Below are 26,241 nucleotides of genomic sequence, written 5' to 3' on the forward strand. Positions count from 1 at the left end.
GGCACTTATGGTAAAATAGATCGACTGATAGAAAAAGGAGTTATCATATGAAAAATAAATTATTGCTTGTTGACGGCATGGCTCTATTATTCAGGGCATTTTTCGCCACAGCCGTGCATCGCAACTTTATGATAAATGACAGCGGGGTTCCGACAAACGGCGTTAACGGTTTTTTGAAACATTTAATCACAGCCGTGGAAACATTTCAGCCTACACATGTTGTATGCTGCTGGGACATGGGCAGCAAAACGTACCGGAATGATCTGTTTCAGGATTATAAGGCGAACCGAAGCCAGCCGCCGGTTGAGCTGATACCGCAATTTGATCTGGCAAAGGAAGCGGCCGCTGAACTTGGCATCATGAATATTGGCCTTGCCGGGTACGAAGCGGATGATTGTATTGGAACACTTGCAGCTTTGTTTTCTGAAGAAACGGATATTACGATCGTAACAGGCGACAGGGATTTACTTCAGCTGTTAACGGACGAAGTAAGCGTTGCGCTGCTTCAAAAAGGAATCGGCAATTATAAAATGTATACAAAAGAAGTATTTTACGAAGAAACAGGTGTCCTGCCCAAGGCTTTAATTGACATCAAAGCGCTGATGGGCGATTCCAGTGATAATTATCCCGGAGTAAAAGGCATTGGAGAAAAAACCGCGTATAAACTGATTCGTGAATACGAAACAATTGACCGCTTGCTGGAGAATCTGTCTCTTCTTCCAAAGGGACAGCAGGGGAAAATTCAGCAAGGTTTAAGCGACTTGGAAATTTCGAGGAAGCTTGCTGAGATTAACTGCTCTGTGCCGTTAGCCTGTACGCTGACAGAAGCCGTTTTTACATTGAATATGGAGCAGGCGGCTGTCATGCTTCGCCGCCATCAGATCAAAGGAATAGAGCGTATGCTTGAAAAACTGAACGCTAGAGAGATCGTTTAAGATCTTCTCTAGCGTTTTGTATTGCTTTTTTTAGCTCTTTCCTCAAGCTCTGTTTTAGGGTCATTATGTGTATTTCCTTCTAAATCGCCTTGCGGGGAAACACCGCCGGTCAGCCGGCCCTTATCTTTCTTTTTCATGTTTGTTCACCTCATCAATAGGATGAACCATTCAGCTTGATTTAATTCTTATCATTCATCCGAATCGCTTCTTTTGCCAGCTGGTCGGCTTTTTGGTTTTGCTTTCCCGGAATCCATTTGATGAAAAAAAGAGGGAAGGCCATTTTTAATCGGATGATTTCTTCGACAAATGACTGAAACGCTTTATTTTTCACGATTTCAAGATCGGCTGCGCGTTCTACGATATCCGAGTCAGTTCGAAAGGAGACCGATTGATACCCGCGCGCTGCACACAGTTTCATGCCTTCAATTAACGCCAGAAATTCCGCTTCCTGATTGGTATGCATTCCAATTGGAATCGAGAAAGATTCTGCTTTTCCTTCATGTTTGATAAAAATGCCGATGCCGGAAGGCCCTGGATTACCGGCGCTCGCTCCGTCAACATAAATTTCTGTAGGCATCATGTACTCCTTTCGTCACTCGGAATCATTTTTTTCGCCGCATAAGCATAGGGCAGAGAAATCAGAGATACCGCAAACTTAATCAAATATGTAGAAATAAAAATATGTAGCCAAACATCCGCCGGATATGTACCGAAAAAAGCGACTCCGGTAAAAATGAATGTATCGAACAGCTGGCTGACTGCTGTACTGCCGCCGTTTCTCAGCCATAGAAGCCGATCGGAAGGAAATATCCTTCTAATTGCCGAATATACATAAACATCCAGTGTTTGGCTGAAGATAAAGGCAAGCAGACTTCCCAAAGCAACTCTCGGGAGAAAACCGAAAATTGTTTCCAGCGCTGTTTGTGAAATATCGCTCGAAGCGGGTTCGAAAAGCAGAACGCCCTGCATAACAAAAGTCAGTGTCAGGAGAGTCGAAAACCCGAGCCATACAGCTTTTCTCGCTTCAGCTGGCCCATATTTTTCATTCAGCACATCTGTAGCAAAAAAGATTGTGCCGTACATCACATTCCCGAGCGTTGCTGTTAAGCCAAACAGTTCAACCGTTTTGACGACTTGAAGGTTGGCACAGACTGTTGCAAAGCCGATCCACACAAATAAACCCATTTTGCCAAATCCTTTATAAAATAAAAGAACAATGATAAAATGAATGATCGCAAAAAAGATCCAAAAAGAGTTATTAAACAAAATGAAGAAGCTTCCTTTCCGGGTTAAGAATGGTTTGATTATAGCACAAGCCCGGCAACTAATGAATGGTAAGGTGATTATATTGAATCTCAGACCGCACATGAAAATAGAAGCAAAAGGGACAGGGCCTGTCTCGTTTTTGGGCGAAAACTGGCTGACTGTTCAGGAAGCACGTATGCTCGCGAGGGAACTCGGCCGTTTTCCTTATATGAAGGAACTTGAATTCGAAGATGAGAAGGGCGGCGTCTGGACGCTGAAGGAATTAGAAAAGCTGACTGAGGAGCTTGCGCATGAACCTGATGACATTACCGTTTATTTTGACGGCAGTTTCGATAAGGAAAGCCAGCTGGCCGGGCTCGGAATCGTCATTTATTATTCATTGGGAGGGGCGCGCCACCGCTTAAGAAAAAATAAAAGCTTCCGTCTGAAAACCAATAACGAAGCTGAATATGCCGCTCTTTATGAAGCGATAAGAGAAGTAAGAGAGCTCGGAGCTAGCAGAAATTCAATCACGATCAGAGGGGACTCTCTTGTTGTGCTGAACCAGCTTGACGGCAGCTGGCCTTGCTATGATCCCTCCCATAATGAATGGCTGGATAAAATAGAAGCGCTTCTTGAGTCACTAAAGCTGAGTCCGACATACGAAACGATACAGCGAAAAGAAAATCAGGAAGCTGATGGCCTCGCAAAAAAAATCCTATCTCATCAATTCGTAGAAAGCCACATGAAATTAGACTGTAACGGAGATGACAATATTGGATAAGAAAGCTATATATAAGGAACTGACAGAACTGCAAGATGAATATTGCAAAGACTGTTTTATTAAGAAGCAGTTTCGCAAGGAGTTTGGCAAAACATACGCACATTCATTTTGTATCAATAAATGTACCGTGGGGGAAAAGCTTAAATCATATGGAGATGTCTTAACCAAGCACTAAAAAAATAAAACCGCAGCTTCTGCGGTTTTATTTTTTAAATTCATCCAGCTGATGCTGGCAGGCATCTAACAGCTGCTGTTGCTGCTGTACAAATTCAGGATCATCAAGAGCTGCCAGTTCTTGAGACAGTGAAAGCTCCCTGGCGTCCTCGATGGCTTGGTATGCGGAATTGAGTAATGTTGAGCTTCGGCCTCTTGTGGCGGCGCCGGTCGTTTTCTGCGCTGTTTCCACCGCTAGCTCCAGCTGCCGTTTATCGGTAAATCCAGTTTGATCCTCTTCATGAAATTCTGAGTTCACAAAAAAACACCTCCGCAACTATTTTGCTGAGTTTTTTTAAATTTATGTGCCAAAATAGAAAATAAAATAAAAAATAAGCCGATATAACCATTGAACCTGAATGAGTAGGTCTGTTTTACTATTTAAGGTATCTTGGTAGAGAAGGGGAGCACAGCTATGGATGATAAAGACTTAAAATCGATCCTTCACAAAACATTTATAGAAATATACAATGATTTAGAAGAACTTGCGGATATTGCGAAAAAAGGAAAGCCGTCAATGGAAAAGCATATTGAAGAGATTGAGCAGAGGTGCAAACAAAACATTTTAGCGATCGAAATTCAGATGAAAATCAAATAGGAGAGGCATTTGCCTCTCCTCTATTTGTCAACTTATATTGAGTTTAGAGTTTTACAACATTAGAAGCTTGAGGTCCACGATTACCTTCGACAATTTCAAAAGAAACTTCTTGTCCTTCTTCTAATGATTTGTATCCTTCTCCTTCGATAGCTGTGAAGTGAACAAATACATCGTCTCCGCCTTCAACTTCAATGAAGCCGAATCCTTTTTCGTTGTTGAACCATTTTACTTTACCGTTTTGCATATTGCTTAATTCCTCCTAGTACTGTAGCACCTATGTGCTAAAAAAAATTTTGTATCATTTAACTTCGTTTCGTTGTTAAATGATGGTTCAACTATACACCATCTGGCAGCACGCGTCAAGTTGCGAAACTGCTTATTTTTGAAAAAAAGGGCAAGTTTCTCAAAAAAATGTAACCGCTTTTACGAAAAGATGAATGCGAATAAAAAGAGCACACGATTTTTCGTGTGCTCCTGCAAGAACATCAGTTAAGAAAGCGCCTTGGCTTTTTGTTTGGTCGTCATCATTTCTGATTCCTTCAAAATATCCTCCAAAATCACTTCAGAGGAGTGTGCCAAATGAAGACTCTTAATGTTTTTCTTCATTCGCTGTAAGGTATCTTCATCTGAAAGAAGGGAGGTGACAGACTCGAGAATCTCTTCATGTCGGTTCACGACAATTGCAGCTCCGCGGTCCTCAAAGAAATTTGCATTTTCTTTTTCTTGTCCGGGCACTGGTTTGTACAGAATGACAGGCACGCCGATAGCAGTGGCTTCTGTCAAAGTAATGCCGCCTGGTTTTGTAATCATGCAATCTGTGACCCGGAAGAGCTCGTCAATTCGCTCTACATAGCCGAGAACCTTTAAGTTATCGCTGTTTTCTGCTTCAAGTATGCTCAAGGATTCTTTTAAAGCCGTATTTTTTCCGCATACGACCACCACTTGCACCTGATCATCCATAACAAGGTTTTCGCACAGCTCTTTTACGTTCTTTAATACACCGTGTGCGCCAGCCATGATGAGCAGCACTTTTTTATCAGGCGAAAGATCGTACTTTTTATAAATCGGCTCTACCGGCAGCGATTCTTCAAATTGAGGCCTGATCGGAATTCCCGTAATTTTCACGTTGCTGGGATGGGTCCCGATCTCAATCAGTTTTTCCTTCACATAATCTGTCGCCACATAATATTTATCCACATTTTCGTGAACCCAAATTTTATGAAGACAAAAATCAGTCATGACGTTGAAGGTAGGAATAACTCTTCCTGTTCTCCGTCTGTATTCGGGTACGACGATCATCGGAAATGTATTAATAATGATGTCGGGCTGATGTTCATCGACAAGTTCGCCCAATCGTTTATTTCCCATTTTAAAGTAAATATTAAATTTACGTTTATTATAGATTTTGTCAACTCCGTAATAAAACAAACGATAAAACTGTTTTCCGATTGAGAAGCTTTTTAAATAAAGGTACTGAGTTACCTCTGAAACAATCGGATTTGACTCTTGATACAAATTAGAAACTGTTACATGCTGAAAGCCGAGACGTACACATTGTTCATAAAGCGTTTTGGCTACCTGTACATGTCCATTTCCGTAATTTGCAGTCAAAATTAATACTCTTTTATTGGTATTCAAGTAAATTCACCTCAATGTAATCAACAACAAGCAAGCTTCATGCATCGTAAGGAGTTATTGTCTATACATAAACATAACACAAATACATAATCGAATTATTAATGCAGTGAAAAAATTAAACTAATTTTAAAAGATTCGGATTCCAGTATTTTAAATTTTTGTTATACGCATACTGAATCAGATGTATTTTATCATATTTTTTGCTCAGCGTATCACTTTAAAAAGAAAAATTAGTCCCATTCATAAGGAGTTTCTTGGTAAACATAATAATTAAGCCAGTTCATAAACAATAATGTCGCATGTGCTTTCCAGCGATTGACAGGTTCTTTGCTGTCTTCTGCGAAATAATGTTTCGGCGCCTCGACAGTCGAAAGGTTTCGTTCCAGATCTCTTTCATACTCTTGAAGCAACGTATTTGTATCATATTCAGGGTGTCCTGTTAAAAAGACTTGTTTTTCGTCTTTTGACACAATTAAGCAAACCCCAGCTTCCTTTGATGCAGTAAGAATGTTTAACTCGGGCACTGCTTGCAGTTGTTCCATATTTATATCTGTATGCCGGGAATGCGGCACGTAGTATAGCTCGTCAAAACCTCTTACCAATCTTTCGTGCTTGGAAAGAACAGTATGTTCAAACACACCAAAGATTTTTTTCGGCATTTCAGTTTTTTCCACGCCGTAATGATAATACAAACCTGCCTGAGCACCCCAGCAAATATGCAAGGTTGACGTGACATTCGTTTTGCTCCATTCCATAATCTCTTTGAGCTCTTCCCAATAAGAAACATCTTCAAACGCCAAATGCTCGATCGGCGCACCGGTGATGATCATGCCGTCAAATTTCTTATGACGGATATTGGAGAATGTCGTATAAAACTCATCAAGGTGTTCCCTTGCTGTATTTTTCGGTGTATGAGTGCTTGGGATTAAAAATGTAAAATGAACCTGCAAAGGCGAATTCCCAAGCAGTCTGAGCAGCTGAGTTTCCGTTTGGATTTTTTTCGGCATTAAATTTAAAATAATAATTTTCTGCGGCCGGATATCCTGATGAAATGCTCTGCTTTCATCCATTACAAAGATATGTTCACTCTCAAGCACCTGTTTTGCCGGCAGGTGTGTAGGTATATTAATAGGCAACGTGCCACCTCCATCATTTCCCCGTTAATTTTCTTCATTATAGGAATTTTCCCGCCAATTTTCAATCTATCTATAAGGGTTTGAAGGGGAACAGCAGAAAATACTATATAATAAACGCAAACATATGACTTTTGGTTTCACTGTAATGAGTTTTCCAGGTGTCATGCAATATATAGAATAATAGCTCCTTCTCAAGAGATGTTTCTGTTCATAAACAAATGATCCGATGAGGGAAGAACATCCGTTGAACACGATGTCTGTACAATTGATAAACCTAGAGCTTCCGTTTTGTTTTGAAACAGGAAAAAAGGTAAAATAATCACAGCACTCAGGTTCATTAGGAGGGAATTTCAATGTCTATATACAATATGAGGGTCCGCACCATTACAGGCAAAGACATGACACTTCAGCCATTTGCCGGAAAGGTGTTGTTGATTGTTAACACAGCCAGTAAATGCGGTTTTACTCCTCAATTTAAGCAGCTTCAGGAGTTGTATGATACATACCAGCCGGAGGGCCTGGAGATTTTAGGGTTTCCCTGCAATCAATTTATGAATCAGGAGCCTGACGACGAGGAAGGCATACAGGAATTTTGCGAAATAAATTACGGTGTGACGTTTCCCATGTTTTCAAAAGTCGAGGTGAACGGAAAAAATGCCCACCCGCTTTTTGCGTATTTGACAGACAATGCGAAAGGCATGCTTGGAACAAAGGCAATCAAATGGAATTTCACTAAATTTGTAGTGGACAGAAACGGAGAAATAGCCGGACGCTATTCACCAAACACAAATCCGAAAGAACTGGAAGACGTTATTGCGAAGTTATTAGGACAATAAAGAGGGTGTTTTGGTGCGGGATCGAAAACTGATGCAGACAGAGCAAATCAGGACATGGGTCAAATCTGTTCTGAGCGGGGAAAGCACGGGTCATGATTGGCTTCATGTGTCAAGAGTTGCAGAGCTTGCTTTATATATTGGAAAAAAGGAAAATGCGGATTTGTTCGTTGTTGAAGCGGCAGCCTTGGTTCATGATTTGATTGATGTGAAGCTGCCTGACGCAATCAGGCTTTCAGTCAGTGAGGTGGACAAACGGCTGGTTTCTTTAGGAGCCGGAAAAGATGAGGCTGAAAGAATTATTCACATTATTACTAGAATGTCCTTTCGGGACAGGGAAAAGCTTGGAAAAGAACCGCTTTCACTTGAGGGGAAAATCGTACAGGATGCTGACAGGCTGGATGCGATCGGCGCAGTTGGTATAGCACGGACGTTTATGTTTGCGGGAGCAAAGGGACATAGCCTTTATGGAAATGATAAGAGTGCCTATACCCACTTTTTCAGCAAGCTGCTGCTCCTAAAAGATATGATGAATACAGATACCGCAAGAGAAATGGCTGACGAGAGGCATAAATTTATGCTTCATTTTGTCAGTCAATTAGAAAAAGAAATTCCCGGAATTGATATTGAAACATCGTAATAGAAGGCGCGGGGCGACTATGTTAGAATAAGTCACAGATAGGCTATAGGAGGACAATCATGAAGATAAAATCAATTGAACCGACGCCAAGCCCGAATACAATGAAGGTCATCTTAACGGAAGAGCTTCCGGCGGGCAAAAGCAATAATTATAAACCGGATCAGGCAGAAGGCGCCCCGCCTGTTGTCGTGGAAATCCTAAATGTTGAAGGAGTTAAAGGGGTATATCACGTTGCCGACTTTCTTGCGGTTGAACGGAACGCCAGATATGACTGGAAAGACATTTTACCGCAAGTCCGGACGGCATTTGGAATGGAGAGCGCTGAGAGTGCAGAAAACCGCTCGGATCAGGAGTCATTTGGAGAAGTGAAAGTTTTTGTACAGATGTTCAGCGGAATTCCTATGCAAGTCAAATTAACAGATGGTGAGCGTGAAGAGCGGTTCGGGCTTCCTGACCGTTTTCAGCAGGCGATCTTAAAACTCAGATCTGAAGCGTCAAATGTTGTGTTTGAACGAGCTTGGAAAGAACAAGGCGTCAGATTCGGCGATTTTACTGAAATCGGCCATGACGTGACAGAAGAGCTTCAGGCCGCTTACAGTGATGAAAGGCTGAAACGGCTAACGGAAGCAGCGATCCAAGGTAAAGGCGAAACGAAACAAACAGCACAGCGCAAAGCCTATAAAGTAACGCTTGACATGCTGGATGACGAGGACTGGAAGCAGCGGTACGCACACTTGGAGCAGATGGATCCAAAAGAAGAGGACATCCCCGTTTTGCAAAAAGCATTGGATGATCCGAAGGTGTCCATTAGAAGACAGGCTGTTGTGTATTTGGGAATGATTGAATCACCTGATGTTCTTCCTCTATTGTATAAGGCGCTTGAGGATAAGTCTGTATCGGTGAGAAGGACGGCTGGAGACTGCCTGTCTGATATCGGCGATCCTCAAGCCATCCCTGCGATGATAAAATCGTTAAGCGACTCAAGCAAGCTGGTCCGCTGGCGCGCCGCTATGTTCCTTTACGAAGTCGGTGATGAAAGTGCAATAGAAGCTTTGCGGGCTGCTGAAGATGATCCGGAATTCGAAGTCAGCCTTCAAGTGAAAATGGCGCTGGAACGAATCGAACATGGGGAAGAGGCAAAAGGTTCAGTCTGGAAGCAAATGACAGAGAGCAGAAAAAAAGGCGAATAAAAAAGAAGATGAAGGTGCAGATCATGCACCTTTTTTGTTTGAATTCACTTTTTATAAAAATTATTTCGAATATTGTTGAAAAATAATCAAAAACTATATATAGTAAGTAACAATATTAATAGTTGGAGGGTTCACATCGACAGAAAGCTATATAAATATAAAAACATGAATCAAACAACAGAGGAAAGGGCGGCCTGAAATCATGCGATTTAGCTAAAACGGCCCACAAATAAACTGAAAATTGTTAAAATAAAATTCAATCTAACAATTGAGACTATTTAGGAGGATCACCATGGCAGAATTACGCAGTAACATGATCACACAAGGAATCGATAGAGCACCGCACCGCAGTTTGCTCCGCGCAGCAGGTGTAAAAGAAGAGGATTTTGGCAAACCGTTTATTGCGGTTTGTAACTCATATATTGATATCGTTCCCGGTCATGTTCACTTGCAGGAGTTTGGAAAAATCGTAAAAGAAGCAATCAGAGAAGCCGGAGGCGTACCGTTTGAATTTAATACAATCGGTGTAGATGACGGAATTGCGATGGGGCATATCGGAATGAGATATTCGCTCCCGAGCCGTGAGATCATCGCGGACTCAGTGGAAACTGTCGTATCAGCGCACTGGTTTGACGGAATGGTCTGTATTCCGAACTGTGATAAAATCACGCCGGGAATGCTTATGGCGGCTATGCGCATCAACATTCCGACCATTTTTGTCAGCGGAGGACCGATGGCGGCAGGAAGAACAAGCGACGGCCGCAAAATCTCTCTTTCTTCAGTATTTGAGGGAGTCGGTGCTTATCAAGCTGGAAAAATCGGCGAAAGCGAACTTCAAGAATTAGAACAGTTCGGCTGCCCGACATGCGGATCTTGCTCGGGAATGTTTACAGCAAACTCAATGAACTGTCTGTCAGAGGCGCTTGGATTGGCTTTGCCTGGTAATGGAACCATTCTCGCGACATCACCGGAACGAAAAGAGTTTGTCAGAAAATCAGCTGCGCAATTAATGGAAACCATTCGCAAAGACATCAAACCGAGAGATATCGTTACAGTAAAAGCGATTGATAACGCGTTTGCGCTTGATATGGCGCTCGGCGGTTCAACAAATACTGTACTTCATACGCTTGCCCTTGCAAATGAAGCTGGCGTTGAATACTCTTTAGAACGCATCAATGAAGTCGCAGAGCGCGTGCCGCATTTGGCTAAGCTGGCGCCTGCATCTGATGTATTTATTGAAGATCTTCATGAAGCGGGCGGTGTGTCTGCAGCATTGAATGAGCTTTCCAAAAAAGAAGGAGCACTTCATTTGGACGCGCTGACAGTTACAGGTGAGACGCTTGGAGAAACCATTGCCGGACATGAAGTGAAGGATTATAACGTGATTCATCCGTTAGATCAGCCATTCAATGAAAAGGGCGGCCTTGCCGTATTATTCGGAAATCTGGCTCCGGACGGCGCTATCATCAAAACCGGCGGCGTACAGAACGGAATTACGAGACACGAAGGGCCGGCTGTCGTATTCGACTCTCAGGATGAGGCGCTAGACGGCATTATCAACCGGAAAGTAAAAGAAGGCGATGTCGTCATCATTCGTTATGAAGGGCCAAAGGGCGGTCCGGGTATGCCTGAAATGCTTGCACCTACATCACAGATTGTCGGAATGGGGCTTGGTCCGAAAGTAGCGCTGATTACAGACGGACGTTTTTCCGGAGCATCACGAGGCCTTTCAATCGGACACGTATCACCAGAGGCAGCAGAAGGCGGACCGCTTGCCTTTGTTGAAAACGGCGATCATATCATCGTTGATATTGAAAAACGCATCCTGGACGTTCAAGTGCCGGAAGAAGAATGGGAAAAACGGAAAGCGAATTGGAAAGGCTTTGAGCCAAAAGTGAAAACCGGCTATTTAGCCCGTTATTCTAAACTTGTAACAAGTGCCAATACGGGCGGTATCATGAAAATCTAGACATCATGATCACATTCTCTTGTTTTAAGATGTGAACATTTGAAATCCGGCTCTCTCTATAGTATCCTTTACTTCAGATGAAGGATAATAGAGGGGGCTTTTTTTATGTCAATGGCTTATGAAGAATATATGCGCCAGCTTGTCGTTCCGATGCGCCGCGAGCTGACTGGGGCCGGTTTTGAAGAATTAACAACGGCAGAAGAAGTGGAGAATTTTATGGAAAAGGCAGAGGGCACAACTCTCGTAGTCGTTAACTCTGTTTGCGGCTGTGCAGCTGGTCTTGCGCGTCCTGCGGCAACTCAGGCAGTCCTGCAGAACGACAAAACACCTGATAATACGGTGACAGTATTTGCGGGCCAAGATAAAGAAGCCACTGCAAAAATGCGGGAGTATTTTACAGGCCAGGAGCCTTCTTCACCGTCAATGGCTCTTTTGAAAGGCAAAGAAGTCGTGCATTTTATTCCGCGTCATGAGATTGAAGGGCACGAAATGGAAGAAATCATGAAAAACTTAACTGACGCCTTTGATACACACTGCTAAATGCCCGTTTTCCGGGCATTTTCTTTTGGAGTATAGATCATGATTACAACAAGCTATAGACCGTCTGACCACACGATAAAGATCGCAAAAATGCTTTCGGAAGAGCTGGGTATACGATATTGCGACCGAAATAAACAAACGGTTGAAAATATGCTGAAGTCAGCTGAGCGTGATTTGCTCGTGATTGGAAAAGAGCGGTTCGAACTTTATACAAAACAAGGCGGTAAATTCTTTTTTCATCCGAATACAGCGATGTTCAGAGCTAAACGGTTTATGCGCGGCGAGCAAGAGCCAATGCTTCGGGCAGCCGGCTTAACGGCGGGAGATTCTTTTTTGGATTGCACGCTCGGTCTGGCTTCCGACGCAATTATCGCAAGTATGGCCGTTGGTGAAACCGGGTCGGTGATCGGGCTGGAAAAAAACAAGCTTGTGTCCGTTCTGGTGAATACGGGGCTCCATTCGTGGGAAACCGGTATAGAACAGCTTCAAGCTGCCATGAGAAGAATACAAGTGAATCATGCGGATTGCTTTGACTATCTAAAGCAGCTGCCTGACAAATCAGTAGATGTCATTTATTTTGATCCGATGTTTCATGAGCCTGTAGAGTCGTCTGATGGCATCGAGCCATTACGAGAGCTGGCTGAGGATTCTGCATTGGCCGACGGCTGCATCAAAGAAGCGGTGCGGGCAGCCAGAAAAAGCGTTGTACTCAAAGACCATTGGAAAAGCCCGCGCTTTGACCAATTTGGTTTTAACGTATTGAAAAGAAAAACAGCGCTTTTTCACTACGGTGTTATTCAAATCGCAAGCGAAACAAGCCCGTGAAGAACCTCACGGGCTTGTTTCTAATCGGTGACTTCCATGACGACAAAGTATAATAATGTTAAAAGTGAAACCGTTGCAAACAAAGCGTCAATCATGCGGAAGGCCTCCTTTCATATTATATTGTAAGCGTTTTTATACACGCGGCAAAGCAACAAATCTCCTAAATTGACTTAGAGCTTCATATAGTACATGACTTGTAAGTTCGACCTATGATAAAATAAGAGAAACATGACAATAAAATAGAGAGGAATAAGCAGTCATGAAATTGTGGATGAGAAAGACCCTTGTGGTTTTATTTACCATCGTAACGTTCGGGCTCGTATCTCCTCCGGCTGCTCTCATGGCAGACAAGCCTTCAGGACAGCCGAGCAGTCTTGAGCAGAATGATTACACCGCTTTTTATGATGAGCATGATTTGTACGATGATTATGAATCGGAAGACAGGCGAGACCCCGAATTACTTTTTCAAACGTACAAGGAGCAGCTCCTTGACAGCGCTGAAAATCAGTCTTTTTTGAAATTTGGCAGCAAAATTGCTCCGGTCATTGAGGATGACTATCGGAAAGAGATTCTGCCGAAAATCGAAAACGTCATATGTGACTTTTTAGCGACATTACAAGATGACGAAGCGTATCAAGATGTTGTGATTTCAAGCAAGCCTTCAGCGGGGAAAACGGAGAAAATCTTTCACGTTTTTAATCGGTCAACCGGAGAAGACCTCCTCAGGTTCCATGTGCGCAGAGACCACCCTCCGCATGACGGCTACTGGTTTAATTTTCATTATCATACAGCAGAAGATGGATTTCAATCACACCATGAGCTTGGGAGCATTTATTGGGACCGCAACACACCTCCCAACTGGATGAGTGCCTAAAGGAGATGCCATTAGATATGAAAAAGTACACAATGAATGAAATGGTCGATATAACAAAAGATATGCTGAACAAACGGGGCGTTATGATAGAAGATATTGCGCGTATTGTTCAAAAACTTCAGGAAAAATACAATCCAAATCTCCCGCTTAGTGTATGTATGGAGAATGTAGAAAAAGTACTGAACAAGCGTGAAATTATCCATGCTGTTTTAACCGGGCTGGCGCTTGATCAGCTTGCAGAGCAGAAACTGCTTCCTGAACCGCTGCAGCATCTTGTTGAAACAGATGAACCGCTGTACGGCATAGATGAAATTATCCCTCTTTCAATCGTTAATGTGTACGGTTCGATCGGCTTGACCAACTTTGGTTATTTGGATAAAGAGAAGATCGGAATTATTAAGGAGCTCGATGAAAGCCCTGACGGCATCCATACGTTTTTGGATGATATTGTGGCAGCACTTGCAGCCGCAGCAGCGAGCAGAATTGCCCATACGCATCAGGATCTGCAAGATGAAGAAAAAGAACAGGACGAAAAGCCTGTTGTCAGCTGACTTATAAAAAAAATCATTTCTGGGTTCAGAAATGATTTTTTATTGTGTTACACTACTATAAGACTACTTTTAAAGGATGAATAAAATGAAACAGTATAAAGAATTATGCCGACATGTTTTAGATCATGGTGAAAAAAAGGGCGACCGTACAGGAACCGGAACAATCAGCACCTTCGGCTATCAAATGAGATTTAATTTACAGGAAGGCTTTCCGATGCTGACCACAAAAAAACTTCACTTTAAATCAATTGCGCACGAGCTGCTTTGGTTTTTAAAGGGTGATACCAATGTACGCTATCTGCAGGAAAACGGAGTGCGTATTTGGAATGAGTGGGCCGATGAAAACGGCGAACTCGGACCTGTATATGGTTCGCAATGGCGTTCGTGGCGGGGAGCTGACGGAGAAACCATTGATCAAATTTCACGTCTTGTTGAAGATATTAAAACAAATCCGAACTCAAGACGCTTAATCGTCAGTGCATGGAATGTTAGTGAAATCGATAAAATGGCCTTGCCTCCGTGCCACTGCCTGTTCCAATTTTATGTATCTGACGGCAAGCTGTCCTGCCAGCTTTATCAGCGCTCAGCCGATGTTTTCCTCGGTGTGCCGTTTAATATAGCTTCTTATGCGCTGCTTACGATGATGATCGCGCATGTAACAGGGCTTGAGCCGGGCGAGTTTATTCATACATTCGGCGATGTTCATATTTATCAAAATCACATTGAACAGGTTAACTTGCAGCTGACTAGAGATGTCCGCCCGTTGCCGAAGCTTCGTTTTGCCAGAGAGGTTGATTCGATTTTCGGCTTTACGTTTGATGACTTTATCATTGAAGATTACAATCCGCATCCGCATATTAAAGGAGCGGTCAGCGTATGATTTCATTCATTTTCGCGATGGATGCCAACCGGCTTATCGGGAAGGACAATGATTTGCCGTGGCATTTGCCGAATGACCTTGCATACTTTAAAAAAATAACCTCAGGACATTCAATCATCATGGGGCGAAAAACATATGAATCAATTGGACGTCCGCTTCCGAATCGGAAAAATATTGTTGTGACATCTGCACACGATTCAGAATTTCCAGGTTGTACCGTCGTCAGTTCAATAGAGGATGTGCTCCAGATTGCCTCAGATACTGAGGAATGCTTCGTGATCGGAGGCGCACAGCTTTACACGGCGCTGTTCCCTTATGCGGACAGGCTGTATATGACAAAAATTCATCACCAGTTTGATGGAGACCGCTACTTTCCTGAATTTGATGAGAGCAAATGGAAACTTGTTTCTTCTGAGCAAGGGACTAAGGACGAAAAAAATCCGTATGACTATGAATTTTTAGTGTATGAAAAAAAGAATGTATCATCTGAAGCGGGAGGATTTTAATTGATTCGCTACAGCTGTCTAGTGATTTACATTGTGTATATGCTGTTAAAAAATATAAAACAATTGTTTAATCAAAGAATGCTGGATCCGCGTCTGTCATACAAAAAACAGATGACGCTCGTTTACGAGCAGCCAAAGGCGTTTTTGGAAGGCTGTATCGGCATTTCAGGATCTGTCATCACCATTCATCAGCCAGAGCCGATACCGAGCGGTCCTGTTTTGTATGTGCATTCTCGTTTAGGATTGCCTGAACTTGCTTTGATTGCCGGGTATATTGAAGAACCAGCCGGATTTATCACAAATCCCAAAGTGTTTCGTTTACCGATTATCGGGCAATGGCTTGAACGGATGAATGTCATTCGAGAGAGCAGTTCAGACATGGTATATGAAGATATTTTGACCCAATTAGAAAAAGGCCAAAGCATGATTCTTTCTTTAGATGGCTGTATCAATCCATTGGAACTTGCAGCCCGCTGCAGCCTTCCGGTTGTAATGGTGGAAACGAAAGGAACCGATGAACTGCTGAAGGGATCGCTTGTTAAACGCTTAAAGCCAGCAGATATAGAAGTGTCATTTTCCAAGGCTTATATACCGGCAAGTGAGAAGCAATTACGGGCCTAAAAAAGCGCAGTCACTGAGACTGCGCTTTTTCATTAGGATAAAAACGGCACTTTCACACAATAGAACAGCACGCAGAAAAACATCGCCGCACTCCCGCCTAAAACAAAGCTGTGCCAAATGGCATGATGGAAGGGGATCTTTCTCCAAATATAAAAGATCGTTCCGGCTGAATACAACAGACCGCCAAGCAAAAGAAGGCTGAATCCAGCTCCTGTCAGTGAAGCATATAAAGGCTTAACCGCGATAATCATTAGCCATCCCATTAATAAATACATCAAGGTAGATAAAATGATAAACCGTTTTACGAAGAAAATTTTGAATACGATTCCGCCAAGGGCAAGCGCCCAAACGATGATCAGCAGGGTGAAGCCGAGTGTGCCTTTTAACGGTCCAAGCAGAAAAGGGGTATAGGTTCCGGCGATCAACACGTAAATAGCGCTATGGTCAATAATCTCCAAAATATCTTTCGTCTTTTTGTGCTGAATGCTGTGAAGCAGGGTGGAGCTCAAATAAAGCAGCAGCATGGAAACACCAAATATGGTAAAACTGACGATATCCCATGCGGACCCGTAATTAGCCGCAAATATGATGAGAAACACTAATGCTGGTATGGATAAGAACACACCGATACCGTGGGTAATGGCGTTGGCGATCTCTTCTTTTATTGTATACACGTACATTCTCCTCTCTTTAGCTGCTACATCATTTGTTTTTGCAGCGTTTCTAAAAAAATCAGCCCTTCTAAAGTGATTTTCGTGCCCGCACGTCCGCGGCTTTTTGTCACGTACTCTTTCTTCTCCAAATAATCGAGACGGCTTCTGACCTGCTGCGGCGTTAAAGAGATTTGGCTGTTTTTGCTGCTTTCAGAGATAATCCGTCTGCTTGCCGGTTCGCCTTTTTCATTTAACACTTTTATGGTTTCCAAAATAAACAGAAACTCGGCTTTTTCCATTAAAGTCAGAAGCTTCGCTTTTTTCTTCGTCGTTTTTTCATTTAGCCCGTCCCGTATATACGGCGGCACGTCATACGGATGAATGGTTCCTCCGCTTGATACAGCCGCCATATAATCTGCAGCGTTTTTTAATTCTCTTACATTCCCATCAAAGGGATGCTGTTCAAGCAGCGGAAAGACTGAGGGGTCAATTAACAATTGCTGCCCCGATTCCGAAAGGAAATACTGGGTCAAAAGGGGGATATCGCTTTTTCGCTCGGACAGCACCGGCAATGTGAGCGTTAAAATGTGCAGCCTGTAAAATAAGTCCTGCCTGAATGTATTTTCAGCAACTTCTGTTATCGGGATTGCAGAAGCACAGATGATTCTCGGTTTTTCCCCATCTGAGTCAAGTGCTTCTAGAAGCTTAGCTTGTACAGAAACCGGCATACTCCATACGTCATTAAGAAAAAGTGTACCTTGGGCGGCTTTTTGAAACGCACCCAAGGCATCATCAGCGCCAAAAAGCTCGTATGCAAGGCTTTCTTCTGAATGGGTGCTGCAATTGATACTGATCAATGGTTCGCCGTTTCTTGAAGAGCCTTGGTGTATGGCTTGTGCAAAATGATCCTTGCCTGTTCCGACCTTTCCTGTGATCAGGACAGGAAGCTCTGATAGGGCGAACTGCATGGCGACTCGTTTTGTTTCGAGAAATAGTTGATGCTCTCCAATTAGATTATGAAAAGTGCAAGGTCGAGGTGCGGTAATCATTTATTGGCTCCTTTTGGTTCTAATTGGTTCTATTATAGCATGCCTTTCAGATGAAAACATCTTTTATCTTTAAGAAACTTTTTTCTTAGGCTGCTGGATACAGGTCACGCAGATGTTATCACGGGTGGGGGGAACTTAGAATACGATCCATTTTTTTATTTACTAAATAAAAATAATTGTCTTATTATTTGAATATTCGTGTTATAATGGCATATTAAATAGGGATTTAAAACAAGAAAGGAATCTGTACATGAAACCGTTGCTTAAAGAAAACTCTCTCATCCAAGTGAAAGACATTTTAAAGGCTCATCAAAACGTGAAGGACGTTGTGACTCACACACCGCTGCAAAGGAATGACAGACTTTCTGAGAGATACGAATGCAATATTTATTTGAAACGAGAAGACTTGCAGGTAGTCAGATCTTTTAAACTCAGAGGGGCTTATAACAAAATGAAGCAGCTCTCTGACGAGCAGACTAAAAATGGAGTCGTGTGCGCAAGTGCCGGAAACCACGCGCAAGGTGTAGCGTTTTCGTGTAAACACCTGGGCGTTCACGGGAAGATTTTCATGCCTTCCACAACACCAAGACAAAAAGTGTCACAAGTTGAACTGTTCGGAAAAGGGTTTATCGATATTATTTTGACAGGTGATACTTTTGATGATGCGTATAAAAACGCAGTTGAATGCTGTGAGCAGGAACACCGCACCTTTATCCATCCGTTTGATGATCCGGATGTAATGGCCGGCCAGGGAACTCTGGCGGTTGAAATTTTAAACGATATTGATACAGAACCGCATTTTCTATTTGCAAGTGTCGGGGGAGGCGGGCTTCTTGCAGGGGTCGGCACGTATATGAAAAACGTGTCTCCTGAAACCAAAGTAATCGCGGTTGAACCGGCGGGTGCTGCGTCTTATTTTGAATCTAACAAAGCTGGACATGTTGTCACGTTAGATAAAATTGATAAATTTGTGGACGGAGCGGCTGTAAAAAAAATCGGCGATGAAACCTTTCAAGCGCTAGAAACCGTTGTTGATGACATACTTCTCGTGCCAGAAGGGAAGGTATGCACAGCCATTCTTGAACTATATAATCAATGTGCGATTGTCGCTGAACCGGCGGGTGCTCTTTCTGTCGCGGCACTGGATTTATATAAGGAAGAAATTAAAGGGAAAAACGTAGTATGTGTTGTCAGCGGCGGCAATAACGATATCGGAAGAATGCAGGAAATGAAGGAGCGGTCTATGATTTTCGAAGGCCTTCAGCATTATTTTATCGTCAATTTTCCGCAAAGAGCTGGGGCACTCCGTGAATTTCTTGATGAAGTTCTTGGGCCGAATGATGACATTACGCGATTTGAGTATACGAAGAAAAACAATAAAAGCAACGGACCGGCCCTGGTCGGCATTGAGCTTCAAAACAAAGCTGACTATGGACCGCTGATTGAACGGATGAATAAAAAAGCGTTTCATTATTTAGAGGTAAATAAGGATCAAGATTTATTCCATCTGCTGATCTGATTTTTTCAGCACAACCGCGCAAAATGACAGACAGCCCGGCCGGCATTGTATATAATAGAAGAAAACAATCAAAAAATGAGGATTGATAGCTTGTTACTCAAAAGCCTAGAGTTCAAACGCAGCGACGGGATTCAGGTGAAAGTGACAGAAATACCTGTTTTAAAGGAAGATGAACATTATTTCTTTATGTTAAATCAGCATTTGCAGATCTACTTAAAAAAAGTATTTTCATCAAAAAGCAGGGCAAAAGTGTATTCTTTCCGACAATATATGAAGCGCCGGATGAAATGGACTGATTATCAGGCTGTTTTTCATCAAGAGGTGTTAAAACACAACGCGTGATACGCCGTTTATTCCTGTGTGTCCCCTTTGCTATGCCGCTCGAAGGCGGACGAAGGGGCATGCAGGAATTTTTTTTGCGCGTATAGAATTAAACAAAGGATGTAAGAAGGTGAGAGCGGCATTTAGTAAGCGCTTTAAGCTGGAAAGGGTGAACGGCATGAAGATGATCAAAGGGTTGGCGGTGGGGCTGATTTTTCTGCTTTTGTGTGCCTGTGGAGGACATCAGATTAAGGATCCGCTTAATTACGAGGTGGAGTCTTTTACTTTTAAAAACCAAGATGGCAAAAATGTTTCTTTAGACAGTTTAAAAGGAAAGGTTTGGCTCGCAGACTTTATTTTTACCAATTGTGAGACCGTGTGTCCGCCGATGACGGCTCATATGACAGATCTTCAAAAGAAATTAAAGGCTGAGAATATAGATGTGCGTATCGTATCCTTTAGTGTTGATCCTGAGAATGATAACCCGAAGCAGCTGAAAAAATTTGCGGCAAATTATCCTTTATCTTTTGATAACTGGGATTTTCTAACGGGATACAGTCAAAGTGACATCGAGACGTTTGCGTTTGATAGCTTTAAAGCGATCGTGAAGAAACCTGAAGGCCAGGACCAGGTCATTCACCAATCCTCTTTTTATTTAGTAGGCCCTGACGGTAAAGTGCTGAAAGATTACAATGGAGTAGAAAATACACCATACGATGACATCATCGCTGATGTGAAAGCGGCTAGTAAACTCAAGTAATCTCGAAGACAAGGCATTTTCAAATCTCCTAAAACATGATACACTTTCCACTAGTAGAATGGGGAGGAGCAACAAGATTGAAACTGCGCATTTTTGCACTCATGGCCAGTTTGATTTTGCTTCTTACTGCATGTACGAGCATACGTACAGCATCTGAGGGAAAACAAAAAGCCCATGAACTGAAAACGAAGGAACACATTGTCATTGCCGCTGTCGGAGATTCGCTTACAGAAGGTGTCGGAGATCCTGAGGGCAAGGGATATGTCGGCAAGGTGGCGGATTCTATCCGGTCAAATGAGCAAGTCAAAAAGGTTGACGTTAAAAATTATGCCGTCAAAGGGAATCGTTCGGAGGATTTGTTAGAGAAACTAAAAGATAAAAACGTTCAAAAAGGCATAAAAGATGCAGATTATGTCTTTTTAACAATTGGCGGTAATGATCTGATGAAGGTCCTTCGTCAAAACTTCCTGCAATTAACCGTCGAACCGTTTCAGGAAGAGGAAAAGCCGTACGAAAAGCGTTTTAAAAAAATCATTTCAGAAATCCGCGCGCTGAATAATCACGCAGAGCTGATTTATGTCAGCATGTATAATCCGTTTACATTTACTTTATCTGAATTACAGGAAATAAACGGGGTAGTCACTGATTGGAACAACATTGCTAAAAAAGAGCTGAAAAAAGATAAACATGCAAAAATCATTAATATAGAAGACTTGTTCAATCAAAAAAGTGACAGTAAACGAATTTCTGAGGAAGATGATTTTCATCCTAATGGAACGGGTTATTCCTTAATAGCGAAGCGGGTCTATCAAGCAATTGAAAAAGAAGGATTACCGAAAGAGTAGGGTGAAATCATGAATAACTGGAAACGACTGTTTTTTATATTGCTTGCCATCAATATTGTATTAGCAGTAGGATTTGTGACGCTGGTCATGCTGCCGGGCAAGCAAGCGGAGGTAGAGGATACCTCTAAAAGCGAGTACGGATTTCAAGTGACAAGCACAAAAGAATCCTTAGCTGCGTTTGTCAACTCATATTTAAACGAGAAAGCGTCAAATCAGCTTGATTACAAAGTGGATATAGATGACGATGTCCATGTGGCAGGGAAAATCAAAGCATTTTCCACGTCAATTGACGCGTTTATCGCATTTGAGCCGACCGTGAAAAAGAATGGCGATGTCGAGCTGAATGTAACGAAATTTTCCTTAGGGAAATTGAGTATTCCTATTAGCTTTGTGTTAAATTATATGGACAGCTTCTATGAACTTCCATCCTTTGTGCATGTTCATCCCGGCGATAAAAGCATTGAGGTTCGTTTGTCTGAAATGCCATTAACGAACGGTATGTATGTCAAAGCAGATAAAATTAATTTAGAAAAAGATGAAATTGAGTTTTCCTATTACCATCCTAAACAATAGAGGTGACTGAAATGAAGCGGATTTACCAGTATTTCAGTTTGTTATCATTTACGTTTTCCCTTTACTTCGGCTGGCTGGCTTATCATCATCTGGCGGCTGAGGATATGGATCAAGTGTACTTGAACATTTCGTACTGCGCATTGTTTTTGAGTGTGATGGTGTTTACATTTGGCATGAAAGACCGAAAAAAAACCGATAAATCATGAAAAAAAGAGACATGCTGCACCGTCTCTTTTTTCATGCGGCTGGACGAAAATATAAGAGAACAAGGAGAAGAAATGAAAGCATACGATTTTACGAAGGGAAACGTGCTGAGGCAGCTTATCCTGTTTTCGATGCCTATTATGCTGGGAAATGCTCTGCAGGTTTCTTTTCAATTCATAGACAGTTTATGGATCGGCAATTTGCTGGGGGCAAAAGCGCTTGGCGCGGCCGCGGTATCAAGCACGATAGTTTTAACCGTGCTGTCTTTTATTTTGGGACTTAATAATGCGACCTTAACCATTTTGTCTCAGCAAAAGGGAAAAGATGATGAGAAAGGAATGGCGTCTTATATAAATGCCTTTGTAGTTTTATTAACAGGCTTAAGCATCGGGTTCGGCGCAGCCGGTTTTTTCCTGTCAGAACCATTGCTGCGTCTTCTGCAAACGCCGGAGACCATGATTCCGCTTGCCGAGATCTATTTGCAGATTCAATTTATCGGCATCCTGTTTTTGTTTGGTTATAACTTTATCAGTACGGTTCTTCGGGCGCTAGGCGACAGCAAAACACCGCTGCGGTTCATCGCTTTTGCCGTTGTGCTGAATGCTGTGCTGGCACCGCTCTTTATTTCTGTTTTCCGCATGGGGATTGCAGGAGCGGCTTATTCAACTGTTTTGTCACAGGGCATTGCGTTCCTTTACGGTTTGTTTTATGTCATCAAACATCAACTGGTTCCGTTTTCTATGCCAAGAGCACCTAAGTGGGAAGAGACTGTATTGATTCTGAAACTTGGTATTCCCGCCGGTCTGCAGATGATGGTGATTACAGGCGGAATGATGGCGATCATGAGCGTCGTCAACTCCTATGGAGAGCATGTGGTCTCTGGATTTGGCGCGGTGCAGCGGCTGGACAGCATCATCACACTTCCGGCTATGGCGGCCGGTACGGCGGTCAACAGCATGGCGGGACAAAATATCGGGCTCGGAAACTATAAAAGAGTGGAATCGATTGCGAAGCTTGGTGTGATGTCTGTTTTTTCTTGCATGCTCGTAATTGCTATTATCATTTGGATATTCGGAAAATATTTAATGAGGTTATTTATTAGTGAGCCTGACGCGGTAGCGTTTGGTGAACAATATTTGCGGTGGATTGCGTTTTTCTATCCCTTTATCGGTATTAATTTTGTGCTGAACGGAATTGTCAGAGCTGCTGGGGCAATGATGCAGGTTTTGGTTTTAAATTTGATTTCTTTTTGGGTTTTGAGATATCCTTTCACGGCTCTGTTTTCAGCTTGGCTTGGACAGAAAGGGATCGGTCTCGGAATCGGTATGAGTTTCTTATTCAGCAGCTGTGCGGCGTTTTTGTACTACAGATACGGCCGCTGGAAAACGATGAAATTGTTTACTGAAAGATAAGAAAGACGCTGCGAAAAGCACATACCCTAATTGGGTATGTGCTTTTTACCGTTTTTTATCAAGTTTGCTGAAAAGCTCGATTAATGTGGCGAGTTCAGTATCCGTATAACAATCAAAGCGTTTAAAGAAATATTCAGTTTTTTTCTCATTGAAATGCTGAACGATTTTTTCACCTGCTTCAGTGATATGGATGCGGATGATCCGCCGATCTTCCTTCGATCTGATTCTCGTGATCCATTCTTTTTCTACCAGCGCGTCAGTCACTGCGGTAATATGGCTTGCTGATACTTCCAAAATGGGCGCAAATTCCGTCACTTTCTTAGGTCCCTGTTCACTTAGAATGCGCAAAATGGTAAATTCATTCCGCGAAAGCTCTTTATCTAGAATATCGTTGATTTCATTGCGTATTTGTTTAAAAACTTTACGGAGTAAAGTTTCCATATCATACATCATTTGTGTTCTTACTTTCAAATTTGTGAACCCCCATTACATAATTGCTAATACTCAAAACCTATAGATTTTTATTGAAAAGCAGAATCATTTTCATTCTATTTTTACATGCTATAATATAATAATACCACGTATTAACAAAGGAGGCACCAGTATGTCTGAAAAAAAAGAACTCGCCACATTTGCAGGCGGCTGTTTTTGGTGTATGGTCAAACCATTTGACGAACAGCCGGGAATTGAAAAAGTGGTGTCCGGGTATACAGGCGGCCATACTGAAAACCCTACGTATGAAGAAGTATGCAGCGAAACAACAGGGCATCGTGAAGCTGTACAAATCACGTTTGAGCCTGATGTATTCCCTTATGAAAAGCTGTTAGAGCTGTTCTGGCAGCAAATTGATCCGACAGATGCAGGCGGTCAGTTCGCTGATCGCGGCAGCTCTTACCGTGCAGCGATTTTTTATCATAATGAAAAACAAAAGGAACTTGCCGAAGCATCAAAACAGCGGCTGGCGGAAAGCGGCATTTTTAAAGATCCTATCGTGACAGATATTTTAAAGGCTGAACCATTCTATGAAGCGGAAGATTATCATCAGCATTTTTATAAAAAGAATCCAGGGCATTATCAGCGTTACCGGACAGGCTCCGGAAGATCTGGATTTATCAGTGAGCATTGGGGGGGCGAAATAAATGACGCTAAATAAAGAAGAAAGAATAAAGTCATTAAACCGTATGCAATACGAGGTCACACAAAATAACGGAACGGAGCCGCCGTTTCAAAATGAGTATTGGGATCATAAAGAAGAAGGGCTTTATGTTGACATTGTGTCAGGAAAGCCTTTGTTTACTTCCAAGGATAAATTTGATTCCCACTGCGGCTGGCCAAGCTTTACAAAGCCGATTGAGGAAGAAGAAGTGGAAGAAAAACAGGATACGAGCCACGGAATGATTCGGACAGAAGTCAGAAGCCGAACAGCTGATTCCCATCTGGGACATGTATTTAATGACGGACCTGGACCTAGCGGACTTCGTTACTGCATTAATTCTGCGGCGCTGCGGTTTATTCCTAAGGATAAGCTCAAAGAAGAGGGATATGAAAGCTATCAGCACCTATTTGACAAATAAATGCAAGAAAAAACAAGCCTGCCTAATGGATAGACAGGCTTGTTTTATGCCTTTTTTTCTTTATGCAGGTCTTCAATAATTTGGGCAATTCTGTCTTTTGTAATAAGAGGAGCCTGATCAGACTGATACCCGGGCAAATTGACTTTGCGAAAATCAGGATGTTTTTCAGGTTCTGGGAGGATAGCATATAGGTTGCCCCATTCATATAGTGACTCTACTTCGTGGGGAGATGTCAATTCTTCGTGAAGCTTTTCACCTGGACGCTTGCCGACTTCTATTGCGGCCGGGCGCGGGAGACCGTGCTGCGCTGCGTATTCTTCAAATCCATGAATCAATTCCTCGAGTTTCAGTGATTCCATTTTAAAAATAAAAGTTTCTCCGCCTGTGGTTATAGCGGCTGATTGCAGTGTCAGTGTGGCCGCATCATTAATAGACATAAAAAATCTGGTCATGTTCTTGTCTGTGATGGTCAGCGGTTCACCTTCCATCATCTGTTCAAATAAAATAGGGATGACTGAACCTCTTGAGCCGAGAACATTTCCGAAACGGACGGAACAAAAAACAGTTCCTCTATTTTGAACGTGGCGGTTAGCTTGATGAAACAGCTTTTCAGATAACAGCTTAGTGGCACCCATTGTGTTTACAGGGGACACAGCTTTATCTGTACTGATATTGATGACATGCTGTACTCCATTGATTAGGGCGGCCTCCACCACATTCTGTCCGCCGATGAGATTGGTCTGGATCGCTTCAAACGGATTGTCTTCGCATGTCGGTACCTGTTTCAGCGCTGCTGCGTGAAAGACGATATCGACACCTGTCATCACCTGATTCACTCTCCGGTGGTCGCGCACATCTCCAAGTACAAATGAAAGCCGCTGATCCTCCGCATACTTTTGACTCATAACATACTGTTTACTGTCGTCTTTGCTGAATACAATGACCTTTTTTGGTGTAAGCAGCAAAAGGCGTTTGACAATTTGACTTCCGATTGAACCCGTTCCGCCAGTGACTAAAACTGTTTTGTTATGGAAAAATGGTTTTAGTTCTGCTGTTTGCTGTTTAGGCATGGCTTATCCTCCAACTCTCGTTTCTCTACCATGCATCATATGTTCAACATTTTAATCGAGTTAATGAAAGCAACCAATAAAACGAAATTTAGGGGAATGATGATGTCACAAAGTGTTCTTTTTTAATAGAAAATGAAGAGATTGGCTTAATCTAACTAAATAAACAGTGTACTAAATTTTCATATTATCTTTTTTCGCTCCATATAAACAGGTCCCATATGATCTTATCACGTCCATATAAAAAGCTCTCTTTTGAATTAGAAACACTACGAAAAAAAGGTTC

35 protein-coding genes are annotated in these 26,241 nt (G+C 42.5%); 24 read left to right on the forward strand and 11 right to left on the reverse strand.

What is annotated here, in order from left to right; translation table 11 throughout:
- Positions 1-47 precede the first annotated feature (47 nt).
- The gene (locus tag DIC78_RS20470; protein ID WP_095713142.1) at positions 48-935 is read left to right on the forward strand and encodes a 5'-3' exonuclease; all 888 of its coding nucleotides are present in this window, start codon (positions 48-50) and stop codon (positions 933-935) included.
- Positions 936-943: 8 nt separating this feature from the next.
- Here DIC78_RS20470 and sspL read toward each other — a convergent pair whose 3' ends face one another.
- Genes sspL through DIC78_RS20485 form a run of 3 tightly spaced genes read right to left on the reverse strand, consistent with a single transcriptional unit; the run spans position 944 to position 2,201 of the window.
- Positions 944-1,072 carry a small, acid-soluble spore protein L gene (gene sspL, locus DIC78_RS20475; protein ID WP_010334670.1) on the reverse strand — a complete coding sequence of 43 codons (129 nt, stop codon included), beginning with the start codon at positions 1,070-1,072 and terminating at the stop codon, positions 944-946.
- A 41-nt stretch (positions 1,073-1,113) separates the two neighbouring features.
- The gene (locus DIC78_RS20480; RefSeq protein ID WP_024121805.1) at positions 1,114-1,512 is read right to left on the reverse strand and encodes a reverse transcriptase-like protein; all 399 of its coding nucleotides are present in this window, start codon (positions 1,510-1,512) and stop codon (positions 1,114-1,116) included.
- Entirely contained in the window at positions 1,512-2,201 is a 690-nt protein-coding gene (locus DIC78_RS20485; RefSeq protein ID WP_024121804.1) for a queuosine precursor transporter, read from the reverse strand. Before DIC78_RS20485 ends, DIC78_RS20480 begins: the two co-directional genes overlap by 1 nt.
- An 82-nt stretch (positions 2,202-2,283) precedes the next feature.
- Between DIC78_RS20485 and DIC78_RS20490 the strand changes: the two genes are divergently transcribed.
- Both DIC78_RS20490 and DIC78_RS20495 read left to right on the forward strand, forming a co-directional pair.
- Positions 2,284-2,964, forward strand: a complete 681-nt coding sequence (locus DIC78_RS20490; protein ID WP_106020330.1) for a ribonuclease H family protein — start codon at positions 2,284-2,286, stop codon at positions 2,962-2,964.
- Positions 2,957-3,139: a zinc-finger domain-containing protein gene (locus DIC78_RS20495; protein ID WP_024121802.1), complete on the forward strand. Its 183-nt coding sequence runs from the start codon at positions 2,957-2,959 to the stop codon at positions 3,137-3,139. Before DIC78_RS20490 ends, DIC78_RS20495 begins: the two co-directional genes overlap by 8 nt.
- Before the next feature lie 27 nt (positions 3,140-3,166).
- Here the strand turns inward: DIC78_RS20495 and DIC78_RS20500 are convergent, their stop codons facing one another.
- Positions 3,167-3,436 (reverse strand): DUF2564 family protein, encoded by a 270-nt coding sequence (locus DIC78_RS20500; RefSeq protein ID WP_024121801.1) that lies wholly within the window; start codon positions 3,434-3,436, stop codon positions 3,167-3,169.
- A gap of 156 nt (positions 3,437-3,592) precedes the next feature.
- On the opposite strand from DIC78_RS20500, the gene degR reads away from it, so the two are divergent.
- Complete coding sequence (degR, locus tag DIC78_RS20505) at positions 3,593-3,775, forward strand: transcriptional regulator DegR (protein WP_010334663.1); 183 nt, start codon at positions 3,593-3,595, stop codon at positions 3,773-3,775.
- A gap of 43 nt (positions 3,776-3,818) precedes the next feature.
- On the opposite strand, the gene cspD is transcribed toward degR, so the two are convergent.
- The 3 genes from cspD to metA form a co-directional block, all read right to left on the reverse strand.
- Positions 3,819-4,019 carry a cold-shock protein CspD gene (gene cspD, locus DIC78_RS20510; RefSeq protein WP_003153604.1) on the reverse strand — a complete coding sequence of 67 codons (201 nt, stop codon included), beginning with the start codon at positions 4,017-4,019 and terminating at the stop codon, positions 3,819-3,821.
- 245 nt (positions 4,020-4,264) lie between these two features.
- Positions 4,265-5,413 (reverse strand): diglucosyl diacylglycerol synthase, encoded by a 1,149-nt coding sequence (locus DIC78_RS20515; RefSeq protein WP_024121800.1) that lies wholly within the window; start codon positions 5,411-5,413, stop codon positions 4,265-4,267.
- 230 nt (positions 5,414-5,643) lie between these two features.
- Positions 5,644-6,549 carry a homoserine O-acetyltransferase MetA gene (gene metA, locus DIC78_RS20520; protein WP_024121799.1) on the reverse strand — a complete coding sequence of 302 codons (906 nt, stop codon included), beginning with the start codon at positions 6,547-6,549 and terminating at the stop codon, positions 5,644-5,646.
- A 353-nt stretch (positions 6,550-6,902) separates the two neighbouring features.
- On the opposite strand from metA, the gene DIC78_RS20525 reads away from it, so the two are divergent.
- The 11 genes from DIC78_RS20525 to DIC78_RS20575 all read left to right on the forward strand — a co-directional run bounded on the left by DIC78_RS20525 (position 6,903) and on the right by DIC78_RS20575 (position 15,978).
- On the forward strand, positions 6,903-7,385 hold the full coding sequence (locus DIC78_RS20525; protein WP_127696837.1) for a glutathione peroxidase: 483 nt from the start codon (positions 6,903-6,905) through the stop codon (positions 7,383-7,385).
- Positions 7,386-7,416: 31 nt separating this feature from the next.
- Positions 7,417-8,022 (forward strand): HD domain-containing protein, encoded by a 606-nt coding sequence (locus tag DIC78_RS20530; RefSeq protein ID WP_127696948.1) that lies wholly within the window; start codon positions 7,417-7,419, stop codon positions 8,020-8,022.
- A gap of 59 nt (positions 8,023-8,081) precedes the next feature.
- Positions 8,082-9,212, forward strand: coding sequence for a conserved virulence factor C family protein (locus DIC78_RS20535; protein ID WP_127696838.1), 1,131 nt, complete (start codon positions 8,082-8,084; stop codon positions 9,210-9,212).
- A 292-nt stretch (positions 9,213-9,504) separates the two neighbouring features.
- Positions 9,505-11,181 carry a dihydroxy-acid dehydratase gene (gene ilvD, locus DIC78_RS20540; protein ID WP_127696839.1) on the forward strand — a complete coding sequence of 559 codons (1,677 nt, stop codon included), beginning with the start codon at positions 9,505-9,507 and terminating at the stop codon, positions 11,179-11,181.
- Positions 11,182-11,286: 105 nt separating this feature from the next.
- A complete protein-coding gene (brxA, locus tag DIC78_RS20545; RefSeq protein ID WP_127696840.1) occupies positions 11,287-11,721 on the forward strand; it encodes a bacilliredoxin BrxA in 435 nt (144 codons plus the stop codon).
- A gap of 39 nt (positions 11,722-11,760) precedes the next feature.
- A complete protein-coding gene (locus DIC78_RS20550; RefSeq protein ID WP_127696841.1) occupies positions 11,761-12,546 on the forward strand; it encodes a class I SAM-dependent methyltransferase in 786 nt (261 codons plus the stop codon).
- A gap of 259 nt (positions 12,547-12,805) precedes the next feature.
- Complete coding sequence (locus tag DIC78_RS20555) at positions 12,806-13,420, forward strand: YpjP family protein (RefSeq protein WP_127696842.1); 615 nt, start codon at positions 12,806-12,808, stop codon at positions 13,418-13,420.
- Between the two features lie 17 nt (positions 13,421-13,437).
- Complete coding sequence (locus DIC78_RS20560) at positions 13,438-13,971, forward strand: phosphatidylglycerophosphatase A family protein (RefSeq protein WP_003230797.1); 534 nt, start codon at positions 13,438-13,440, stop codon at positions 13,969-13,971.
- 85 nt (positions 13,972-14,056) lie between these two features.
- Entirely contained in the window at positions 14,057-14,851 is a 795-nt protein-coding gene (locus tag DIC78_RS20565) for a thymidylate synthase (protein WP_127696843.1), read from the forward strand.
- The gene (gene dfrA / locus DIC78_RS20570; protein WP_024121790.1) at positions 14,848-15,357 is read left to right on the forward strand and encodes a dihydrofolate reductase DfrA; all 510 of its coding nucleotides are present in this window, start codon (positions 14,848-14,850) and stop codon (positions 15,355-15,357) included. The genes DIC78_RS20565 and dfrA overlap by 4 nt, the downstream gene beginning before the upstream one ends.
- A complete protein-coding gene (locus DIC78_RS20575) occupies positions 15,358-15,978 on the forward strand; it encodes a lysophospholipid acyltransferase family protein (protein WP_103671792.1) in 621 nt (206 codons plus the stop codon). It abuts the gene before it with no gap.
- Between the two features lie 32 nt (positions 15,979-16,010).
- On the opposite strand, the gene trhA is transcribed toward DIC78_RS20575, so the two are convergent.
- Together trhA and DIC78_RS20585 are read right to left on the reverse strand one after the other, a co-directional pair.
- The gene (gene trhA, locus DIC78_RS20580) at positions 16,011-16,652 is read right to left on the reverse strand and encodes a PAQR family membrane homeostasis protein TrhA (RefSeq protein WP_044155470.1); all 642 of its coding nucleotides are present in this window, start codon (positions 16,650-16,652) and stop codon (positions 16,011-16,013) included.
- A 23-nt stretch (positions 16,653-16,675) separates the two neighbouring features.
- Positions 16,676-17,680, reverse strand: coding sequence for a sigma 54-interacting transcriptional regulator (locus tag DIC78_RS20585; protein ID WP_106019996.1), 1,005 nt, complete (start codon positions 17,678-17,680; stop codon positions 16,676-16,678).
- A gap of 250 nt (positions 17,681-17,930) precedes the next feature.
- Here DIC78_RS20585 and ilvA point away from each other — a divergent pair, with 250 nt between their 5' ends.
- From ilvA to DIC78_RS20620, 7 genes are all read left to right on the forward strand, one after another.
- Positions 17,931-19,199, forward strand: a complete 1,269-nt coding sequence (ilvA, locus tag DIC78_RS20590) for a threonine ammonia-lyase IlvA (RefSeq protein WP_095713134.1) — start codon at positions 17,931-17,933, stop codon at positions 19,197-19,199.
- A gap of 90 nt (positions 19,200-19,289) precedes the next feature.
- Positions 19,290-19,541, forward strand: coding sequence for a DUF2535 family protein (locus tag DIC78_RS20595; RefSeq protein WP_127696844.1), 252 nt, complete (start codon positions 19,290-19,292; stop codon positions 19,539-19,541).
- A gap of 157 nt (positions 19,542-19,698) precedes the next feature.
- Positions 19,699-20,280, forward strand: a complete 582-nt coding sequence (locus DIC78_RS20600) for an SCO family protein (protein ID WP_106020328.1) — start codon at positions 19,699-19,701, stop codon at positions 20,278-20,280.
- Between the two features lie 77 nt (positions 20,281-20,357).
- On the forward strand, positions 20,358-21,125 hold the full coding sequence (locus tag DIC78_RS20605) for an SGNH/GDSL hydrolase family protein (protein ID WP_095713132.1): 768 nt from the start codon (positions 20,358-20,360) through the stop codon (positions 21,123-21,125).
- 9 nt (positions 21,126-21,134) lie between these two features.
- Positions 21,135-21,698 carry a YpmS family protein gene (locus DIC78_RS20610; RefSeq protein WP_069487337.1) on the forward strand — a complete coding sequence of 188 codons (564 nt, stop codon included), beginning with the start codon at positions 21,135-21,137 and terminating at the stop codon, positions 21,696-21,698.
- 11 nt (positions 21,699-21,709) lie between these two features.
- On the forward strand, positions 21,710-21,904 hold the full coding sequence (ypmT, locus tag DIC78_RS20615; protein WP_127696845.1) for a protein YpmT: 195 nt from the start codon (positions 21,710-21,712) through the stop codon (positions 21,902-21,904).
- A gap of 72 nt (positions 21,905-21,976) precedes the next feature.
- Entirely contained in the window at positions 21,977-23,314 is a 1,338-nt protein-coding gene (locus DIC78_RS20620) for an MATE family efflux transporter (protein WP_127696846.1), read from the forward strand.
- A gap of 45 nt (positions 23,315-23,359) precedes the next feature.
- On the opposite strand, the gene DIC78_RS20625 is transcribed toward DIC78_RS20620, so the two are convergent.
- Positions 23,360-23,785: a MarR family transcriptional regulator gene (locus DIC78_RS20625; RefSeq protein WP_024121778.1), complete on the reverse strand. Its 426-nt coding sequence runs from the start codon at positions 23,783-23,785 to the stop codon at positions 23,360-23,362.
- 133 nt (positions 23,786-23,918) lie between these two features.
- Here DIC78_RS20625 and msrA point away from each other — a divergent pair, with 133 nt between their 5' ends.
- Both msrA and msrB read left to right on the forward strand, forming a co-directional pair.
- Positions 23,919-24,467, forward strand: a complete 549-nt coding sequence (gene msrA, locus DIC78_RS20630) for a peptide-methionine (S)-S-oxide reductase MsrA (protein WP_127696847.1) — start codon at positions 23,919-23,921, stop codon at positions 24,465-24,467.
- Entirely contained in the window at positions 24,454-24,888 is a 435-nt protein-coding gene (gene msrB / locus DIC78_RS20635) for a peptide-methionine (R)-S-oxide reductase MsrB (protein WP_024121776.1), read from the forward strand. Before msrA ends, msrB begins: the two co-directional genes overlap by 14 nt.
- 44 nt (positions 24,889-24,932) lie before the next feature.
- On the opposite strand, the gene DIC78_RS20640 is transcribed toward msrB, so the two are convergent.
- Positions 24,933-25,958 (reverse strand): SDR family NAD(P)-dependent oxidoreductase, encoded by a 1,026-nt coding sequence (locus DIC78_RS20640; protein ID WP_024121775.1) that lies wholly within the window; start codon positions 25,956-25,958, stop codon positions 24,933-24,935.
- Positions 25,959-26,241: the final 283 nt, after the last annotated feature.

Source organism: Bacillus halotolerans, from assembly GCF_004006435.1.
Classification (GTDB): domain Bacteria; phylum Bacillota; class Bacilli; order Bacillales; family Bacillaceae; genus Bacillus; species Bacillus halotolerans.

Coding starts and splice junctions, on each gene's coding strand:
- DIC78_RS20470 (WP_095713142.1), top strand. CDS start 48: ATGAAAAATAAATTATTGCTTGTTGACGGCATGGCTCTATTATTCAGG.
- sspL (WP_010334670.1), bottom strand. CDS start 1,072: ATGAAAAAGAAAGATAAGGGCCGGCTGACCGGCGGTGTTTCCCCGCAA.
- DIC78_RS20480 (WP_024121805.1), bottom strand. CDS start 1,512: ATGCCTACAGAAATTTATGTTGACGGAGCGAGCGCCGGTAATCCAGGG.
- degR (WP_010334663.1), top strand. CDS start 3,593: ATGGATGATAAAGACTTAAAATCGATCCTTCACAAAACATTTATAGAA.
- cspD (WP_003153604.1), bottom strand. CDS start 4,019: ATGCAAAACGGTAAAGTAAAATGGTTCAACAACGAAAAAGGATTCGGC.
- DIC78_RS20525 (WP_127696837.1), top strand. CDS start 6,903: ATGTCTATATACAATATGAGGGTCCGCACCATTACAGGCAAAGACATG.
- DIC78_RS20530 (WP_127696948.1), top strand. CDS start 7,417: ATGCAGACAGAGCAAATCAGGACATGGGTCAAATCTGTTCTGAGCGGG.
- DIC78_RS20535 (WP_127696838.1), top strand. CDS start 8,082: ATGAAGATAAAATCAATTGAACCGACGCCAAGCCCGAATACAATGAAG.
- ilvD (WP_127696839.1), top strand. CDS start 9,505: ATGGCAGAATTACGCAGTAACATGATCACACAAGGAATCGATAGAGCA.
- brxA (WP_127696840.1), top strand. CDS start 11,287: ATGTCAATGGCTTATGAAGAATATATGCGCCAGCTTGTCGTTCCGATG.
- DIC78_RS20550 (WP_127696841.1), top strand. CDS start 11,761: ATGATTACAACAAGCTATAGACCGTCTGACCACACGATAAAGATCGCA.
- DIC78_RS20555 (WP_127696842.1), top strand. CDS start 12,806: ATGAAATTGTGGATGAGAAAGACCCTTGTGGTTTTATTTACCATCGTA.
- DIC78_RS20560 (WP_003230797.1), top strand. CDS start 13,438: ATGAAAAAGTACACAATGAATGAAATGGTCGATATAACAAAAGATATG.
- DIC78_RS20565 (WP_127696843.1), top strand. CDS start 14,057: ATGAAACAGTATAAAGAATTATGCCGACATGTTTTAGATCATGGTGAA.
- dfrA (WP_024121790.1), top strand. CDS start 14,848: ATGATTTCATTCATTTTCGCGATGGATGCCAACCGGCTTATCGGGAAG.
- DIC78_RS20585 (WP_106019996.1), bottom strand. CDS start 17,680: ATGATTACCGCACCTCGACCTTGCACTTTTCATAATCTAATTGGAGAG.
- ilvA (WP_095713134.1), top strand. CDS start 17,931: ATGAAACCGTTGCTTAAAGAAAACTCTCTCATCCAAGTGAAAGACATT.
- DIC78_RS20600 (WP_106020328.1), top strand. CDS start 19,699: ATGAAGATGATCAAAGGGTTGGCGGTGGGGCTGATTTTTCTGCTTTTG.
- DIC78_RS20610 (WP_069487337.1), top strand. CDS start 21,135: ATGAATAACTGGAAACGACTGTTTTTTATATTGCTTGCCATCAATATT.
- ypmT (WP_127696845.1), top strand. CDS start 21,710: ATGAAGCGGATTTACCAGTATTTCAGTTTGTTATCATTTACGTTTTCC.
- DIC78_RS20620 (WP_127696846.1), top strand. CDS start 21,977: ATGAAAGCATACGATTTTACGAAGGGAAACGTGCTGAGGCAGCTTATC.
- msrA (WP_127696847.1), top strand. CDS start 23,919: ATGTCTGAAAAAAAAGAACTCGCCACATTTGCAGGCGGCTGTTTTTGG.
- msrB (WP_024121776.1), top strand. CDS start 24,454: ATGACGCTAAATAAAGAAGAAAGAATAAAGTCATTAAACCGTATGCAA.
- DIC78_RS20640 (WP_024121775.1), bottom strand. CDS start 25,958: ATGCCTAAACAGCAAACAGCAGAACTAAAACCATTTTTCCATAACAAA.